This is a genomic window from Allobosea sp. GW822-FHT03F07 (assembly GCF_058801345.1).
This window is the reverse complement of record NZ_JBXAND010000001.1, coordinates 24,517-41,602: the sequence shown is the minus strand read 5'-3', so window position 1 is coordinate 41,602 and position 17,086 is coordinate 24,517. Positions and strand designations below refer to the sequence as shown.

The following is a 17,086-nucleotide window of genomic DNA, read 5'->3' as shown; positions in this document are numbered from 1 at the left end:
CACATCCAGAGGAGAGACATTCGATGCCGCTCAGGGGCAAGGCCTTCATGATCGTCTGGCACGACATCCGGGCGGAGGGGGAGAGCGACTACCATCTCTGGCACACGCGCGAGCACATGCCGGAACGGCTCGGCGTGCCGGGCTTCCTGCGCGGCCGCCGCGGCGTCGACTGGGCCCGTGACCGGCATCGTTATCTGACCCTCTACGAGGGCGAGAGCCTCGCCACCTTCGGCGCACCCGACTACCTCGCCCGCCTGAACAATCCGACGCCCTGGACGCTCAGGACGCAGCCGACCTTCTTCAACTTCATCCGCTCGGCCTGCGACATCGCCGTCTCGGTCGGGCGCGGCGTCGGCGGCGCGATGGCGACCTTCCGCGTGCCCTTCGAGGGCATCGATGCCGACGCCTTCCGCACGCTGGCTCCTGCGCTCGCCGACGAGCTTCTGGCGCTCGAGGGCGTCAACGCGGTCCATCTCGGCACGGCCCGACCGGACGTCACCGGCGCCAAGACCCGCGAGACCGAGCTGCGCGGCATGACCAGGGACAATGTCTTCGACGCCGTCGTCCTGGTCGACGCCGTCGGCCGCCGCGAGCTCGAGGCGCTGATGCCGGAGATCACCGCCCAGCTCAAGGCGAAACGACTGAGCGTCAATCCGGCGGAAACGGCCGTCTACGACATGGCCTTCTGCCTCGAGCCGACGGGTTGATCGCGCCATGACGCAAGACACCATCGCCATGAGCAGACGCCCCGTCGTCGATGGCGCGACCCGCATCCTCGGCATCGTTGGCGATCCGATCGCGCAGGTGCGGGCGCCCGAGGTCTGGACCGGCCTGTTCCACCTGCACGGCCTCAACCTGCTGTGCCTGCCATATCATGTCGCGCCGGCGGACCTGCCGGCCTTCTTCGCCGGGATGCGTCGCCTGCGGAACCTTGCGGGGATGATTGTCACCATCCCGCACAAGCCGGCGAGCGTCGATCTCGTCGATGACCTGACGGAGCGGGCGCGCATCGTCCGCTCCGTCAATTTCATCGGCATTCGCCCCGATGGCGGCTGGCTCGGTGATATCGTCGACGGCATCGGCTTCGTCGAGAACCTCAAGACGAACGGCGCCGATCCGGCGGGGCGGCGGACATTGCTCGTCGGGACCGGCGGCGTCGGCACCGCGATCGCCTTCTCTCTGGCGGAAGCCGGGGTCTCCGAGCTCGTCCTCCATGATCGCGACACCGCACGCAGCGAGAGCCTGGCCGAACGGCTCGTGGCGCTCGGCTGGCCGGCACGGGCCGGCGCGCCCGATCCCGACGGCTTCGAACTCGTGGTCAATGCCTCGCCCGTCGGCATGAAGGACGATGATCCGCTTCCTGTCGACGCCGCGCGCATCGCGCCCGGCAGCATCGTCGCCGACGTCATCGTACACGAGACCGAGCTGCTCCGCCGGGCCGCTGCGATCGGCTGCCGGACGATCGACGGCACCGGGATGATGGATCACCAGCTCGCGGCGATGGCCGCCCATCTCGGCCTCGGCGACCACGACTTCAGCGCCGCGACGGCAAAACGCGTCGCTGCGGCGGTGCGCGGCTAGCGCGGGACGAGGGGAAACGCCGATGGGCATCAGACTGGGCGGAACGACCTTTTCCTTCATGTGGAGCGAGCCGGCACTGGCGACGATGCGGCGGATCGGCGGGCTCGGGCTGCGGGAGTTCGACGTCATCATGGCGCCCGGCCATTTGTGGCCGGACGAGCTGGACGGTGCGGCTCGCCGCCGCCTGCGGCAGGACCTCGCGCAGGACGGGTTGCGGGTCGAGTCGATGAACCTGCCGGCGCTCGATTTCAACCTCGGTAGCTGCCTTCCCGAGGTGCGGGACTATGCTATCGGGCGCTATGCCGACGCGCTGCGGCTCTCGGCCGATCTCGGCGGTCGCGGCGTGGTCACGGTGCCCGGCCGTGTCTCCGGCCTGCTGCCGCCACGCCGCGACGACACGCTGTCCTGGCTCGGCGACAGCATCGCGGCTCTGCTGAAGGTCGCCGACGAGACCGGCCAGGACCTGCTGCTGGAAACCCATCCCCAGACCGCGATCGCCACGGCCGAAGCCATGGTCGCCTTTGTCGAAGCCTTCGGTCACGCCCGGCTGCTCGTCGCCTACGACGTCGCCAATGCCGAGTTCATCGGCGAGGACCAGGCCGAAGCGATCAGGCGGCTGCAGCCGATGCTGGCGCAGGTTCACCTCTCCGACGCGACGCGAACCTCCTGGAAGCACGATCGCGCCGGGCTCGGCACGGTCCGCTTCGACCGGGTTCGAGCAGCTTTGGAAGAGATCGATTTCGGCGGCGTCGCGATCATCGAGGTGATCTCGCGCGACACCTTGCCCGACACGAAAGCCACGATCGAGGCCTGGGGAGCCTGAGCAAGAAGACGCGGCAACAACCAGAACCAACCGGAGGAGACACACCATGGGCTATATCAAGCATCTGATCGCTGCGACCGCCTTCGCGACCGCTCTCATCCCGAGCGGCGCCTTCGCCCAGATCAAGGAGCGCACCTTGCGCTTCACCACCCAGAACGTCGCGAGCACGCCGCAGGGCCTGGGCATGACCAGGTTCGCCGAACTGGTGAAGGAGAAGTCTGGCGGCAAGATCAACATCAGGACCTTCCCGGCCGGTCAGCTCGGCGGCGACCTCCAGAACGTCTCGGCCGTCCAGGGCGGCACGATCGACTTCGTGCTGCTGAATGCGGGCCTGCTCGTCGGCCTCGACAAGCGCTTCGCCGCGCTCGACCTGCCCTTCCTCTTCAACAATCCCGAGGAAGCCGACAAGATCGTCGACGGCCCGATCGGTGAGAAGCTCCACAAGAGCCTCGAGGACAAGGGGCTGGTCGGCCTCTCCTTCTGGGAGCTCGGCTTTCGCAACGTGACCAATTCGAAGCACCCGATCGCCAAGCTGGAGGACTTCAAGGGGCTCAAGCTGCGCGTGCTGCAGTCGCCGCTGTTCATCGAGCTGTTCAACGGGCTCGGCGCCAACAGCGTGGCGATGGCGTTCCCGGAGGTCTACACCGCGCTCGAGCAGCGCGTGGTCGACGGCCAGGAGAACCCTTATCCGACCATCCTCGGCAACAAGTTCCAGGAGGTCCAGAAGTTCGTCTCGGAAACCAAGCACATCTACAATGCGCAGTCGCTGCTGATGTCGAAGAAGCTCTGGGATCAGCTCTCGGCCGATGAAAGGGCGCTGTTCCAGGCTGCGGCCAAGGAGGCCCAGGGCTTCCAGCGCAAGACCTCGCGCGAGGCGCAAGCCGCCGCGCTTGCCGATCTGCAGAAGGGCGGGATGACCGCCAACACGATCTCCGACGCCGAGATGACGCGCATCCGCAATGCCGCCAAGCCCGTGATCGAGAAGTTCTCCAACGAGGTCGCCCCCGATCTCGTCAAGGAGATCAATGCGGCCCTCGCTGCCGGCCGCAAGTGATCGCGACGAGGCTCTGACCGGCGGCGTCGGCCGCCGGTCCTGTCCCGGTCGATCGGTCGCGGCGCGCGCTGCTGCCGCCGATCAGCCGATGGCGAACACTCCGGCGCGCCGGCTGCAAAGAATGAGAACAATGGGGAGGAGGCGGCGATGACCATGATCGTCGAGGGCTATTTCAAGCTGCTGAAGAGCCTGATCGCCCTGTTCCTGGCGATCATGGTCGTGCTCGTCTTCGGCAATGTCGTGCTGCGCTACGGCTTCAATTCGGGGATCACGGTCTCTGACGAGATCTCGCGCTGGCTCTTCGTCTGGCTGACCTTCCTCGGCGCGATCATCGCCCTGCGCGAGCATGGCCATCTCGGCGTCGACACCTTGCTGCTGCTCCTGCCCAAGGCCGGCAAGCAGGCCTGCCTCGTCTTCAGCCTGCTGCTGATGCTCTTCGCCACCTGGCTGCTGCTCCAGGGGAGCTGGCAGCAGACCATGATCAACTGGGACGTAGCGGCGCCGGCGTCGGGCCTGTCGATGGGCTGGTTCTATGGCGTCGGCATCGTCTTCGGCGTCTCGACGGGCCTGGTCCTGCTGCACGACCTCTGCCGTGTCCTCACCGGCAGGCTCAGCGAGGACGAACTCGTGATGATCAAGGAAACCGAGGAGCAGGAGGAGTTCGAGGCGCTCCAGCGCGAGCTCGCCGAGCGCGACCGGCGCGAGCTGTCGGCCGCGCCTGTGACACTTGGCAAGGGGGAGCCGCGGCCATGACCATCGCCGTCTTCATCGGGTCGCTGCTCGGCACCATGGCGCTGGGCATGCCGATCGCCTATGCGCTGCTGATCAGCGGCATCGCGCTGATGTACTACATGGACATCTTCGACGCGCAGATCGTCGCTCAGAACATCATCAACGGCGCCGATTCCTTCCCCTTGCTGGCGGTGCCCTTCTTCCTGCTCGCCGGCGAGATCATGAACACCGGCGGACTGTCGCGGCGCATCGTCGATGTCGCGCTCGCTCTGGTCGGCCACGTCAAGGGCGGGCTCGGCTATGTCGCGATCCTAGCGGCCTGCATCCTGTCGGCGCTGTCGGGATCGGCGGTGGCCGATGCCGCCGCGCTCTCGGCGCTGCTGGTGCCGATGATGGTCCGGGCCGGCCACGACAAGGCCCGCTCCTGCGGCCTGATCGCGGCAGCGGGCGTGATCGGCCCCGTGATCCCGCCGAGCATCGGCTTCGTCATCTTCGGCGTCGTCGGCGGCGTCTCGATCTCCAAGCTCTTCCTCGCCGGTATCGTGCCCGGTCTGCTGCTCGGTCTCGGTCTGGCCGCCGCCTGGTGGTGGCAGGTGCGCAAGGAGACGATCGAGAGCCCGCCGCGCCGCTCCGCCGGCGAGATCGGCCGCGCCCTGCGCGAGGGCGTCTGGGCGCTGATGCTGCCCTTCATCATCATCTTCGGCCTGAAGTTCGGCATCTTCACGCCGACCGAGGCGGCCGTGGTCGCGGCGGTCTATTCGCTGGTGGTCGCCGTCTTCGTCTACCGCGAGCTCAAGCCGTCGGAGCTGTTCGAAGTCTTCGTCAACTCAGCCAAGATCACCGCCGTGGTGATGCTGCTGGTCGCCGCCGCCCTGGTATCGTCCTGGCTGATCACCATCTCCGAGACCGCGACCGCGATCGTCGACCTGCTGCAGCCCTTCATGGGCAACCAGACCCTGCTGCTGTTCGCGATCATGGCGATCGTGGTCGTGGTCGGTACGGCGATGGACATGACGCCGACGATTCTCATCCTGACGCCGATCCTGATGCCTGTGGTCAAGGCGGCGGGGATCGACCCGGTCTATTTCGGCGTGCTCTTCATCGTGAACAACGCCATCGGGCTGGTCACTCCGCCGGTCGGCACGGTGCTCAACGTCGTCGCCGGGGTCTCCAAGATCAGCATGGAGGAGATCATGAAGGGCGTCTGGCCGTTCATGCTGGCGCAGCTCGTCGTGCTATTCCTGATGGTCCTGTTCCCGATGCTTGTGACCTGGCCGGCAAGATTGTTCGGCGGGTGACCGGAGCCGCCTACGCCCGCAGCCCTTCAGGACATCTCGCCATGACCACGCCCTGCATCATCACGGTCGCGATCACCGGTTCCCTGCCGACCAAGCGCGACAATCCGGCCGTGCCGATCACCATCGCCGAGCAGGTCGAATCGACCCAGGCAGCCTTCGAGGCCGGGGCGAGCTTGGTCCATTGCCATGTCCGCGGCGAAGACGGCGCGCCGACGTCCGATCCCGAGCGTTTCGGGCGCCTGCTCGAAGGCCTGCGCAAGCATTGTCCGGGCATGATCGTGCAGTTCTCGACCGGCGGTCGCTCCGGCGCGGGGCGCGGGCGCGGCGGCATGATCCCGCTCAAGCCCGACATGGCCTCGCTCTCGACCGGCTCCTGCAACTTCCCGACTCGGGTCTACGAGAACAGCCCGGAACTGGTCGACTGGCTCGCCGCCGAGATGAAGGCGCATGGCGTCAAGCCGGAGATCGAGGCCTTCGACCTGTCGATGATCTTCAAGGCAGCCGAGATGGCCGTTTCCGGAGCGATCCAGGGACCGCTGCATGTGCAGTTCGTCATGGGCGTCAAGAACGCCATGCCGGTCGACCGCACCGTGTTCGAGTTCTACATCGCGACCTTGAAACGCCTCGTCCCCGACGCGACCTGGACCGGCGCCGGCATCGGCCGCGACCAGATCAAGCTCAACCGCTGGTCGCTCGAACTTGGCGGCCATTGTCGCACGGGTCTTGAGGACAATGTCCGGCTCGACCGTGACACGCTGGCCCCGTCGAATGCTGCGCTGGTCGAACGCATCGTCGCTCTCTGCCCCGAATACGGCCGGCGTCCGGCAACGGCGATGGAAGCGCGGCGCTTGCTGAGTCTCTCGGCAGAGGCGGCCACCTGATTCAGTTCCGTTGGGCGCCGATCGCAGCGGCCGAATCAGGAAGGTCCGGTTCCGGGCAACAATCCAGGTTCCGCTATTGGCGCACAGCGCCGTCAAACTCGTCTGCAGCCCTAGCAGACGGCGGTTGGCTGCTCGCATGGGCTCAGCCATCTTTAATCAGCGCGCTCGACGCGGATCGAGACCGTCCCGGGCCTATCGAAGATCGACGCGCCGCCCTTCGCCTCGCCGAGGATGACGATGCCGGGCTGCGGGACCTGGCCATCGCGATAGTAGACGACGAAGTGGTCCGGGCCCCATAGCCCGATCGTTCCGTTGGCGAAGGCCCGCTGGCGCGGTGCGGCCGGCAGGCCGGCTGGCAGGCTTCCCGTCTTCTCCTGCCGAAGGTGATCCGTCATGGGAATGGTCAGCGGCAGCATGCCGAGCAGTGCCTTGGTGGCCGCGTTGTCGACGAGCTCGGCCGTGACCGAACCCCACTCCGACGAGATCCTGATGCGTTCCTGAGCCATGGCTGCTCCGATCGTTCCGAGGAATATCGCCGTGACGATGCGAATGGTCCTGAACGGCATTGTCCGGTCCTCCCAAGAGAATTTCGTTCGCCATCTCGCCGCCGTCCATCGATGGCCCGGCGGCGCAGGCCCTCGGGCCGACGCGAGGAGCGACGGCCCGATCCTCCCGTCCGGTCGGCATCACGCGACGAGATGGCGGTCGAAGAACGCCACCAGCTTGTCGAACGGGATCGCGTCCGGTTTGTCGTACAGGTCGACGTGGCTGGCGCCGGGGACGATCACCAGCTCCTTCGGTTCGGCCGCCGCCGCGAAGGCGGTCTCGGCGAAGTAGCGCGAATGGGCCTTCTCACCGTGGACGAACAGGACCGGCCGGGGCGCGATCTCCTTGATGTAGGTGAGGACCGGCATGTTCATGAAGGACAGCGGCGTGGTCTGCGTCCAGGAATTGCCGGAGTTCACCGCTCGCGAATGATAGCCGCGCTTGGTGCGATAGTAGTCGTGATAGTCGAGCATAAACTGCGCCTCGCCGCCCTTGAGGTCGTTGTAGGGCGGCTGGTAGGCCGGTGCGCCTTTGGCTGCGTCCTCCCAGCGCTGTCGGCTCAGCTGCTCCAGCGCCTTCGTGCGCTGGTCGAGCGTCACGCTGTCGTTGTAGCCCTTCGACATGACGCGGGTCATGTCGTACATCGTGCTCGCGACCACGGCCTTGACCCGCTTGTCGACCGCGACGGCGTTCAGCGCCATCCCACCCCATCCGCAGATGCCGATCACACCGATGCGCTCGCGGTCGACCATGGGCTGCAGGCCGAGAAAGTCGACGGCCGCGCTGAAGTCCTCGGTGTTAATGTCCGGCGAGGCGACGTTGCGCGGCTCGCCCGAGCTCTCGCCTGTGAACGAGCCATCGAAGGCCAGGGTCACGAATCCGCGCTCAGCCATGGTCTGGGCGTAGAGTCCCGACGACTGCTCCTTCACCGCGCCGAACGGGCCGCCAACCGCGATAGCCGCGAGCCGGCCATCGCCCCGCGCCTTAGGCAGGTAGAGATCGCCCGAGAGCGTCAGGCCGTAGCGGTTCCTGAACATCACCTTGCGATGGTCGACCCGCTCGCTGCGCGGGAACGTCTTGTCCCAGCCGGCGGAGGGGGCCTGCGTCTGCGCCTGCGCATCGCGGCCGAGCGAGGCCGCGGCGGCGATGGCCACGCCCGCGCCCGTTAGCTTCATGAGGCCGCGCCGGTCCAGGCGGTCGGGTCGATCGGAGGTGGCGTGTTCCTTTGTCATGGCATGTTCCTTTGGGTTTGCGTCAGTTCGGCTTGTGAAGGGAACGGCCGTCGCCGATCAGCAGGACGGCCAAGGCGGCGAGCACGACGCTTCCTACGAAGGTCGCGGAAATGGATATGCCATCGACCAGGACGCCGCCGAGGACCGCGCCCGACAGGATCGAGGCTTGGATCGCGGCGACCATCAGGCTACCGGCGGCCTCGGGCGCCTCGTCGACGGTCCGGGACATCCAGGTCATCCAGACCACCGACATCGCGGTGTTCATCGCCCCCCAGATCGCCAGGAACAGCCCTGCCGCGACGACCGACCGGCCCAGCAAAAGCAGGCCGAGCGTGCAGCCGCCCATGACGAGCGCAGGAAGCCTGAGCAAGGGCGCGACGCTGCCGGTCACGAACCGGCCGGCGCCCCAGGTGCCGACGAATCCGGCGCATCCCAGCATGAGCAGCAGCGTCGAGAGGACGGCGACGTCGACGCCCGTGACCTGCTCCAGGAAGGGGCGCAGGTAGGTGAACATCGTGAAGGCCGAGCCCCAAGACAGCATGGCGGCGAGGAGGCCGCGCCGGAAATGCGGGTGGGCAAGCAGGCCGAGCATGCCGCGGACATCCTGCCGGCCGCGGGCGGGCAGCGACGGCAGGGAGACGAGGTGCCAGACGAGGTTGACGGCGACGATCGGGACCAGCGCCCAGAACACGGCACGCCAGCCCATCAGGCCGCCGAGATAGCTTCCGATCGGCGCGGCGAATGCGGCGGCGATCGCTTGGCCGCCATGCATGACGGCCAGAGCCCGCGGCACGTCGGCCGAGGGGACCAGACGCATGATGACTGCCGTGGCCAGGGCCCAGAAGCCGCCGATGCAGATCCCGAGCAGCGCGCGGCCCAGCATCAGCATGGCGAAGTTGGGAGCCGACGCGACCAGGACGAGCGAGGCCAGCATCAGGGCGGTCATCGCGACGAGCACCCATTTGCGGTCGAGCCGGCCGGCGGCGGTCGTGACGAGCATGCTCGCGGCGATGGCGAACAGCCCGCTGACGGAGATCGCCTGCCCTGTCTGGCCCTCGGTCGCATTCAGGCCGGCCGCTATCGGCGTCAGCAGGCTGACCGGCATGAACTCCGACGCGATGAGCATCGAGACGCAGAGCGCCATCGACAGGACGGCGCCCCAAGCGGCGACGGGCTTTCCCTCGGCGACGGTGGTCACGGCTGCCATGTCGAGCGCCTCCCCAATCTCAATGGGGACGATCTAGCGCTCCCTGCATCCTTCGATTAGCCGCCCTCGACGGATTGAACTGATCGAAGTGGTCGAATAATCAATCTCGCTGGGGAGGACCCGCGATGTCGATCGGCGACCTGAACAGGCTTCGGTGGTTCCAGCTCGTAGCCGAGGAGCGCAGCTTCACGCGCGCCGCCGCCCGGATCGGCGTGGCCCAGTCGACGCTCAGCCACACGATAAAGCAGCTCGAATCCCAGATGGGCATCCGGCTGTTGACGCGGACCACCAGGAACGTCGCGCTGACGGAGGCGGGCGACAGGCTCCTGCAGACGATCGCGCCGCGCCTAACCGAGATCGACGAGGAGATCGCCGCCCTCTCCGCGTTTCGTGACAGGCCTTCCGGTTCGATCCGGCTGACGCTGTCCGACCACGCGCTGTACAGCGTGGTCTGGCCGAAACTGAAGACGGTCCTGCAGGACTACCCAGACATCAACGTCGAGCTGATCCTCGACAGCACCTTTCGCAACATCGTCGAGGAGGGCTTCGACGCCGGCGTCCGTCTCGGAGAGAGCGTCGAGAGGGATATGATCGCGGTTCGGATCGGGCCGGACTGGCGCTTGGTCGCGGTCGCCTCGCCGACCTATCTGGCCGCCCGCGGCAGGCCCCGCCATCCCAAGGAGTTGGTCGGGCATACCTGCATCAACATGCGCCATGAAAGCGCGGGGGGCCTTTATGCCTGGGAGTTCGAGAAGGGCGGCCAGGAGCTGCGGGTGCGTGTGGGCGGCCAGCTCACCTTCAATAACTCCTATGTGATGATCGACGCGGCCGTCAGCGGCTTTGGCATCGCTTACGTCCCGAACGACATCGTCGAGATGGAACTCGCGTCCGGCGCCCTGACGCAAGTGCTCGACGATTGGTCGCCCTTCTTCGACGGCTACTTCCTCTATTATCCCAGTCGCCGCCAGAACCTCCCAGCCTTCAAGGTAGTCGTCGAGGCGCTGCGATACCGGGTTTAGATCGGCCTGCTCGTAGGTCCGCTTTCCGGCGCGGGGCGGAACAGAGTTGTTCTGTATTTAAGGCGACCGCTGGGGGCCAGACACACTTCTGCCCAGCAAGCAGGCATGGGCGCCTGTTCATGCAGATTGAGTGGGGCAGTTCATCTGACTGCCTTCATCAGGCTGCTGTTTCGAGCTCTTGTCTCGCCGTGGTGCGGACTGCGTCGGTCAGTCGATCGAGTAGCCGGGCGCCGAGCCGAGTTCGCTGCCAGTGGAGCGGGACGCAGAGGCGCTTGCCGGGCGGTAGTTCGACCAGACGCCCTTGTTCGATGAGAGGCTGCCCGAGCTGTACCGGGACCATCGACCAGCCCAAGCCGGCCAGGGTCATGTCGAGCATGCCTTGGGTCGATGGGATCCAATGGGTAGGCGGCGAGATCGCCGCGCCATGGGCCTGCTGCGCCCAGCGAAACTGCAGCGTATCGCGGCGATCGAAACGCAGCATCGGAGCCGCGTTCAAACGGTTGGCATCGAGCTCCCCGGCGAAGTTGCTCGCGACGAAGGCAGGGCTCGCGGCGGCAACATACGCCATCTGGCCCAATGGATGGATCCGGCAGCCCGTGACCGGCTCGGCATCGGCCGTCACCGCGGCGAGGACGTCACCGCTCTGAAGTCGCTCGGCTGTGTGTCCTTCGTCATCGAGGACGAGGTCGAGTAGCCCGCCCGTCTGGTCTGAAAAGGCTACGGCGACGCGCGGGAACCATGTGCCGAGACTATCGGCATTGACGGCGACCCGAATCGTCGGGGCTCCCTCGGGGGAAGATGTCAGGCCGGGCAACGTTTGAGCAAAGTCACTTTCGAGCAGCCGAACCCGCTCGACATGGGCGCAGAGCCGAGCGCCGATTTCGGTCGGGCGGCAAGGCGATCCACGCACCAGAACGATCGCGCCGAGACGATCCTCAAGGCCTTTGACCCGCTGCGAGACGGCCGATGGCGTCACGCCAAGCGAAGCCGCGGCTTTCTCGAAGCTGCCTTCGCGGGCCACGGCTGCAACGGCAGAAAGCGATAGGTAGTCGAGCATTAGTCACTCTAATCTCGGTTAAGCAGATTTAGCTAGCCTATCGTGCTGCTCCCGCGCACAAGACGGCATGACCGACGCATTTCTCCTTCCTCCCTTCGCCAAGGGCTTCGCCCTGTCCCTCGGCCTGATCGCCGCGATCGGCGCGCAGAACATGTTCGTGCTGCGCCAGGGCCTCAAGCGCGAGCATGTCTGGCCCATCGTGCTGTTCTGCGCGACAGCCGATGCCAGCCTGATCGTGGCCGGCGTCAACGGGCTTGGTACCGCGCTCGCGCTGGTTCCAGGACTTGCGATGGCGCTGAGCCTGGGCGGCGCTGCCTTCCTCGCCTGGTACGGGATCTCCGCTCTTCAGCGAGCAGCGCGTTCATTGGCCTTGGTCGTGGAGGGGGCGGGCAGCGTCACGCTCGGCGCGGCCCTTGCCGGAACGGCGGCATTCACCCTGCTCAATCCCCATGTCTATATCGACACCGTGCTGCTGATGGGCGCGATGGGGACGAGCCTGCCTCAAGCCGAGCGGACCCCATTCGTTATCGGCGCGGCAAGCGCGAGCTTCGCCTGGTTCGCCTCGCTCGGCTTCGGCGCGCGGATCCTCGCGCCGCTCTTCGCCAAGCCGATCGCGTGGCGCATTCTCGATATCGCGATCGGAATCATGATGCTGACTCTATCGGTCGGCCTGCTGCAGGGTGCATTCGCGAACTGAAGGCGGACAGGTTTGGCTGAGGAGGCTGCCATGAACCAAGCGAAGCTGTTCAGCGGGCTATCGGCCTTCCCGCTGACGCCGGCTGATCAGGACGGCGTGGTCGATACGCAGGCCCTCGCCGTCATGGTCGACCGGCTCGTCACGGCCGGAGTCGATTCCGTCGCCGTGTTGGGCAGCACGGGCACCTATGCCTATCTCGATCGCGGCGAACGCTCGCGTGCCGTGGCCGCCGCGGCGGAGGCCGTGGCGGGCCGCGTGCCGCTGATCGTCGGGATCGGCGCGCTGCGAGCCTCGTGGGTCAGGGAACTGGCGCGCGACGCCGAGCGGCTTGGGGCCGACGGGTTGCTGCTGGCTCCGATGTCGTACACGCCGCTGACGCAGGATGAGGCGTTCGGATTGTTCGAGTCCGTCTCGGCCACCACCGGCCTGCCGATCTGCATCTACAACAATCCCACCACGACGCATTTCAGCTTCACGCCTGAGCTCGTCTCCCGTCTCTCCGAGCTGACGACCATCACGGCCATCAAGATGCCGCTGCCGGCCGATGGCGACTTTGCCGGCGCGATCGCGCGGCTGCGAAGCTCTTGCCGCGACGGGCTCGCTATCGGGTACAGCGGTGACTGGGGAGCGGCTTCCGCCCTGCTGGCCGGGGCGGAAGCCTCGTACAGCGTCGTCGCGGGATTGTTGCCGGAGCCCGCGCTCCGTCTGACACGCGCTGCCCAGGCAGGCGACCGGGCAGAGGCGCTCGCGATCCAGGCGGCGTTCGAGCCGCTTTGGGCGCTGTTCCGCCAGCACGGGAGCTTGCGGGTGATGTATGCCGTCGCCCAGCGGCTTGGCCTGAACCCGGGCGCTCCGCCGCTTCCGATCCAAGCGCTTCCGGCAGCCTCAGAGGACGCAGTGGCCGCAGCTGTCGAGCGCTTGATCGTCGATCGCCGCCGTCAGTGACGTTTTCGCCCGGCGATAGAGCGCCTTGCCGCGCCGGCTTTCTCCCGTCAGAGCAGGTGTCGCCTTGATCGATCTCGCCCGCATCCGTGCCGATACCCCCGGCACGCTGCACCGGAACCACATGAACAACGCCGGCGCGGCGCTGATGCCTCAGCCGGTGATCGAAACGACTATGGGCCATCTTCGGCGCGAAGCGGAGATCGGCGGCTACGAAGCCTCCGCAGAGGCGGCCGATCGCGTTCTGGCCGTCTACGCCAGCGTGGCTCGCTTGATCGGAGCGCATCGCGACGAGGTCGCCATCACGGAGAACGCGACAGTCGCCTGGCAGCGTGCGCTTTACGCCATGGCCTTCAAGCCCGGCGATCGCATCCTCACGACGTCGGCCGAGTTCGCGGCGAACTACATCGCTTTTCTACAGGTCGCCAAACGCACAGGTGCGTCGGTCGAAGTCATCCCTGACGACGACGCGGGCGCGCTCGACCCTGAAGCCCTCGACCGCATGATCGATGATCGCGTGCGGCTGATCGCCATCACCTGGATTCCCACCAATGGCGGGCTGGTGAATCCTGCGGCAGATGTCGGACGTGTGGCGAGGGCGCGCGGCGTGACCTATCTGCTGGACGCCTGTCAGGCGGTCGGCCAGATGCCGGTCGATGTCGAGGCCTTGGGGTGCGACATCCTCACGGCGACCGGACGGAAGTTTCTGCGAGGACCGCGCGGCACTGGCTTTCTGTACATGCGGAAGGAATTGCTCGACCGTACCGAGCCGGTCATGCTCGATGTCTTCGGCGCGAAGGTCGAGGTCCTGGGCGCCTACGAGATGCGCCCCGATGCGCGCCGTTTCGAGACCTGGGAGACGAACTACGCCACCAAACTTGGGCTCGGCGCGGCGGCCGACTACGCCCTTGCCATCGGGCTCGCGCCGATCGAAGAGCGCTGCCGGCAGCTCTCAGCCCAACTGCGCAGCGGGCTCACCGAGATACGCGGTGTTCGCCTGCATGATCTCGGCCGGCATCACGCCTCCATCGTCTCGTTCACCGTCGATGGCATAGAGGCTCCGCAGGTCATGCAGAGACTGGCGTCAAAGGGCATCAACGTCTCGGTGTCGCCGCCCGCGAGCACGCCGATCGACGCCTTCGCGCGCAATCTCCCGCCGGTGGTCAGGGCATCCCCGCACTATTTCAACCGCGAGGAAGAGGTCGCGGATCTGATCGCCCAGGTCGAAGTCGCGGCAAGGTTCGAAGGCTGAGCCGAACGGCCGCCTTGGGTCCTGATCGGCCGATCTTGCGGTCGGCGCGCCAAAGCAATTCGGTCGGCCATTGGCTCAGTAAACTAGCAAGCGGAGCGAGGCCCCGTCGTCATGTAAGCCGAGGCTTTTTTCACCACTGAATGGACCTAAGGGCCAAAAGTGGTCCCCGCGAGGGGTTGCTTCGGAATGTCCGCTTCCTGGCGGACGGCGAATGTCCGCACGTGGCGCGGTTCAGGAGAGCGATTTATAGTGCCAGGCCCGTTGGAAGGTTCGCTGCAGTTCACAAGCGTTTGCGTTTCGTCGTGGCCCGGCCACGCCGTCCGGCGGTTCCGGCTTCCAACAGGCGTCGAAACGTCGGGCATTCCAAGTGGGACGGTGCGGGACAGTCTGCGACATGGCGCAACGTTTCGCGGAGCATCTTAAGCTTGACGATCTGATGGTTGATGGCTTCAGCTTTCTGGTGGAGTCCCGCGCGAGGCAAGTCCGGCTTGCCATCGGGCCCAAACATGGTGGTGATCTCCTCAAGGGAGAAGCCACCCATCTGCCCCAAAACGATTAGCTTGAGTTGGAGCAGTATCTCGGGCGCATATTGCCTTCGCAAGCCGAGCCTCGAAACCGAGGCAATAAGCCCGATCTCTTCATAGTAGCGCAAAGCCGAAGGCTTGATTCCGCTTCTCCGCGCAACCTCGCCGATGTCCATGAAATTCATGCTTGACCTCAAGTGGACTTGAAGTGGCAGCCTGCTCTCGACACGGGATCGAAGCAAGAGGCCACCTCATGGAAAAGCTGAAATTGCGTCCGGTAAAACGAAATTCGGCAGCCCTCTACATGGCCTTGCCGGGCTCGGCGCTTCTCGCGTCAATGGGTACGAGCATCGCGAACATTGCGCTGCCGACGCTCACGGAGGCATTCGCTGCGCCCTTCAACCAGGTGCAGTCCGTCGTCGTCGCCTATCTCGGGACGATGACGATCGCGGTTGTCGTTGCAGGCCGACTGGGTGATCGGTTCGGTCTGAGACGAATGCTGATCGTAGGCTTGGCGATTTTTGCTGTCGCTTCGATGCTCTGCGTCGTTGCCGGCAGCCTCTGGGCATTGAGCTGTGCCCGTGCCCTGCAGGGAATCGGCGGCGCTTTCATGATGACGACCGCTATGGCCCTGATGCGCGAGACTGCGGAGGAACAGCATGTCGGGCGCGCCATGGGACTTTTGGGGACGGTCTCAGCGATTGGAACCGCACTCGGGCCTGCGCTCGGCGGGCTCCTCATCTCCGCCATGGGATGGCGAACCCTGTTTTGGGTTCAGGCCCTGTTGGCCAGCGGGACGCTTGCTGTGGCTTTCGCAACGTTGCCCGAGGACGGCCCACCGGGAGGCGGGACCGAAAGAACTTGGCTCTCCCCTGATCGGCACATCGCGCCGCATCTGCTCGTCAATCTGCTGGTTGCGGCCGTCATGATGACGACGCTGGTGGTTGGCCCGTTCTACCTCTCGCTTGGGCTGGGCCTGAGCGCTGCCCAGGTGGGCTTCGTCATGGCGGCTGGCCCATTGATCGCCATCCTCAGCGGCGTTCCCTGCGGGCGATTGGTCGATGTCTGGGGGCACCAACGCATGATCGTGGGCGGGCTTGCCCTCATGGCCTTCGGAGCCGTCCTTCTGGCGCTATTGCCGGATCTGGCCGGCATCATCGGCTACCTGGCGGCCCTGCTTGTGCTGACGCCAGGATACCAGCTGTTTCAGGCGGCAAACAACACGGCTGCCCTGGTTGAAGTGACGAGGCGGCAACGCGGCCTCGTTGCCGGTTGGCTCGGGTTTTCGCGGAATCTCGGACTGATCGCAGGGGCCTGGCTGATGGGCGCCGTCTTCGCTTCGGGGGTTGGCAGCGCCGAGCTGGTCGGTGCGAGTGCTCGATCGATTGCTACCGGGATGCGCCTGACCTTTTTAACGGCCGCATGCCTAATCGGCTTGGCGCTCGGAATCGCAGTTCGATCTGCACGATCTTCATCGGGCGCGTCATAGGCGCCGCTTCAAAAACTCAAGCCTCTGATTTCCGCTTCTGGGCAGGCGTTCAACGTCCGCACTTGGCGCGAGGCCGACGGACGTCATTGACCGTCGGTGTCGATCAGACGCTGACGACCTCACGCGCGTGCAACTCGGCCTCCATCTCCTTCATATCCTCGAAGCGGTCGGCGATTCGCGGATGGGCGCGGCCGCCATCGGAAGCGCCGATCGCAACGACGATCTCGTCCGGACCCGGCGCGTCAGCGATCTGGAAGGTCGCGGTAATGAAATGCGAGCGCTTGCCGGTCTCGCTCTTGTGGATCATCGGCAGCGAGATCAGCGCGCCCGGCCCGGTGCGGGTGTTGGTGAAGCTCAGGAAGGTCGAGCCCGACACCGCCTCGCGGAAGGTATTGCCGAAACGCAGGGTGTGGATCAGCGCCGAGGCGTGCTCGATCTCGCCGTTCACGCCGACGATCGCGGCCTTGCCATAGGCCTCCACGCGCTCGTCCGGCAGCACTGCGATCAGCCGGCGGGTCATCTCCAGTCCGAGTGGGCGCGCGATGCGAAGGATCTCCGGGCGCAGGTTCTCGACAAAACCCTGGCCGGCCCAGGGGTTCTTCACAACCGCGGCGACGACGGTCATGGTGATCGGACGCGGCGCGGCCTTGCCGCCCTCGATCATCGTCTCCTCGACGAAGGTCGCAATCTTGCGCACCCCGATGTCCATGGCCTTCTCCCGACAGTTCAGTCCCGATGTCGGCGAGGCTACT

Annotated in this window: 18 protein-coding genes; 12 read left to right on the top strand and 6 right to left on the bottom strand. The window is 66.1% G+C overall.

Annotated elements, in window-relative coordinates:
• Nucleotides 1–23: 23 nt before the first annotated feature.
• The 7 genes from AC1RMY_RS00210 (at nt 24) to AC1RMY_RS00180 (ending at nt 6,369) form a co-directional block, all read left to right on the top strand.
• Nucleotides 24–707 carry a hypothetical protein gene (locus tag AC1RMY_RS00210; RefSeq protein ID WP_492861927.1) on the top strand — a complete coding sequence of 228 codons (684 nt, stop codon included), beginning with the start codon at nt 24–26 and terminating at the stop codon, nt 705–707.
• Nucleotides 708–735: 28 nt separating this feature from the next.
• Nucleotides 736–1,581 carry a shikimate dehydrogenase family protein gene (locus AC1RMY_RS00205; protein ID WP_492861926.1) on the top strand — a complete coding sequence of 282 codons (846 nt, stop codon included), beginning with the start codon at nt 736–738 and terminating at the stop codon, nt 1,579–1,581.
• Between the two features lie 22 nt (nt 1,582–1,603).
• Nucleotides 1,604–2,404: a sugar phosphate isomerase/epimerase family protein gene (locus AC1RMY_RS00200; protein WP_492861925.1), complete on the top strand. Its 801-nt coding sequence runs from the start codon at nt 1,604–1,606 to the stop codon at nt 2,402–2,404.
• A gap of 46 nt (nt 2,405–2,450) precedes the next feature.
• Nucleotides 2,451–3,458 (top strand): TRAP transporter substrate-binding protein, encoded by a 1,008-nt coding sequence (locus tag AC1RMY_RS00195; RefSeq protein WP_492861924.1) that lies wholly within the window; start codon nt 2,451–2,453, stop codon nt 3,456–3,458.
• Between the two features lie 147 nt (nt 3,459–3,605).
• Nucleotides 3,606–4,211, top strand: a complete 606-nt coding sequence (locus AC1RMY_RS00190; protein ID WP_492861923.1) for a TRAP transporter small permease — start codon at nt 3,606–3,608, stop codon at nt 4,209–4,211.
• Nucleotides 4,208–5,488 carry a TRAP transporter large permease gene (locus AC1RMY_RS00185; RefSeq protein WP_492861922.1) on the top strand — a complete coding sequence of 427 codons (1,281 nt, stop codon included), beginning with the start codon at nt 4,208–4,210 and terminating at the stop codon, nt 5,486–5,488. Before AC1RMY_RS00190 ends, AC1RMY_RS00185 begins: the two co-directional genes overlap by 4 nt.
• A gap of 41 nt (nt 5,489–5,529) precedes the next feature.
• The gene (locus AC1RMY_RS00180; protein ID WP_492861921.1) at nt 5,530–6,369 is read left to right on the top strand and encodes a 3-oxoadipate:acetyl-CoA acetyltransferase; all 840 of its coding nucleotides are present in this window, start codon (nt 5,530–5,532) and stop codon (nt 6,367–6,369) included.
• 152 nt (nt 6,370–6,521) lie between these two features.
• Here the strand turns inward: AC1RMY_RS00180 and AC1RMY_RS00175 are convergent, their stop codons facing one another.
• From AC1RMY_RS00175 to AC1RMY_RS00165, 3 genes are all read right to left on the bottom strand, one after another.
• Nucleotides 6,522–6,875: a cyclophilin-like fold protein gene (locus AC1RMY_RS00175; protein WP_492861920.1), complete on the bottom strand. Its 354-nt coding sequence runs from the start codon at nt 6,873–6,875 to the stop codon at nt 6,522–6,524.
• 180 nt (nt 6,876–7,055) lie between these two features.
• Entirely contained in the window at nt 7,056–8,147 is a 1,092-nt protein-coding gene (locus AC1RMY_RS00170) for an alpha/beta hydrolase (protein ID WP_492861919.1), read from the bottom strand.
• Nucleotides 8,148–8,169: 22 nt separating this feature from the next.
• Nucleotides 8,170–9,354 carry an MFS transporter gene (locus AC1RMY_RS00165; protein ID WP_492861918.1) on the bottom strand — a complete coding sequence of 395 codons (1,185 nt, stop codon included), beginning with the start codon at nt 9,352–9,354 and terminating at the stop codon, nt 8,170–8,172.
• Nucleotides 9,355–9,479: 125 nt separating this feature from the next.
• Between AC1RMY_RS00165 and AC1RMY_RS00160 the strand changes: the two genes are divergently transcribed.
• Nucleotides 9,480–10,373, top strand: coding sequence for a LysR family transcriptional regulator (locus tag AC1RMY_RS00160; protein ID WP_492861917.1), 894 nt, complete (start codon nt 9,480–9,482; stop codon nt 10,371–10,373).
• A gap of 157 nt (nt 10,374–10,530) precedes the next feature.
• On the opposite strand, the gene AC1RMY_RS00155 is transcribed toward AC1RMY_RS00160, so the two are convergent.
• Nucleotides 10,531–11,430, bottom strand: a complete 900-nt coding sequence (locus AC1RMY_RS00155; protein ID WP_492861916.1) for a LysR family transcriptional regulator ArgP — start codon at nt 11,428–11,430, stop codon at nt 10,531–10,533.
• Nucleotides 11,431–11,497: 67 nt separating this feature from the next.
• Between AC1RMY_RS00155 and AC1RMY_RS00150 the strand changes: the two genes are divergently transcribed.
• From AC1RMY_RS00150 to AC1RMY_RS00140, 3 genes are all read left to right on the top strand, one after another.
• Nucleotides 11,498–12,127, top strand: a complete 630-nt coding sequence (locus tag AC1RMY_RS00150) for a LysE/ArgO family amino acid transporter (protein ID WP_492861915.1) — start codon at nt 11,498–11,500, stop codon at nt 12,125–12,127.
• Nucleotides 12,128–12,157: 30 nt separating this feature from the next.
• The gene (locus AC1RMY_RS00145) at nt 12,158–13,072 is read left to right on the top strand and encodes a dihydrodipicolinate synthase family protein (RefSeq protein WP_492861914.1); all 915 of its coding nucleotides are present in this window, start codon (nt 12,158–12,160) and stop codon (nt 13,070–13,072) included.
• 121 nt (nt 13,073–13,193) lie between these two features.
• Nucleotides 13,194–14,321: an aminotransferase class V-fold PLP-dependent enzyme gene (locus tag AC1RMY_RS00140; RefSeq protein ID WP_492863525.1), complete on the top strand. Its 1,128-nt coding sequence runs from the start codon at nt 13,194–13,196 to the stop codon at nt 14,319–14,321.
• A 280-nt stretch (nt 14,322–14,601) separates the two neighbouring features.
• Here the strand turns inward: AC1RMY_RS00140 and AC1RMY_RS00135 are convergent, their stop codons facing one another.
• On the bottom strand, nt 14,602–15,030 hold the full coding sequence (locus tag AC1RMY_RS00135; RefSeq protein ID WP_492861913.1) for a helix-turn-helix domain-containing protein: 429 nt from the start codon (nt 15,028–15,030) through the stop codon (nt 14,602–14,604).
• A gap of 68 nt (nt 15,031–15,098) precedes the next feature.
• On the opposite strand from AC1RMY_RS00135, the gene AC1RMY_RS00130 reads away from it, so the two are divergent.
• Nucleotides 15,099–16,334: an MFS transporter gene (locus tag AC1RMY_RS00130; protein ID WP_492861912.1), complete on the top strand. Its 1,236-nt coding sequence runs from the start codon at nt 15,099–15,101 to the stop codon at nt 16,332–16,334.
• 103 nt (nt 16,335–16,437) lie between these two features.
• Here AC1RMY_RS00130 and AC1RMY_RS00125 read toward each other — a convergent pair whose 3' ends face one another.
• Nucleotides 16,438–17,043, bottom strand: coding sequence for an amino acid synthesis family protein (locus AC1RMY_RS00125; RefSeq protein WP_492861911.1), 606 nt, complete (start codon nt 17,041–17,043; stop codon nt 16,438–16,440).
• Nucleotides 17,044–17,086 lie beyond the last annotated feature (43 nt).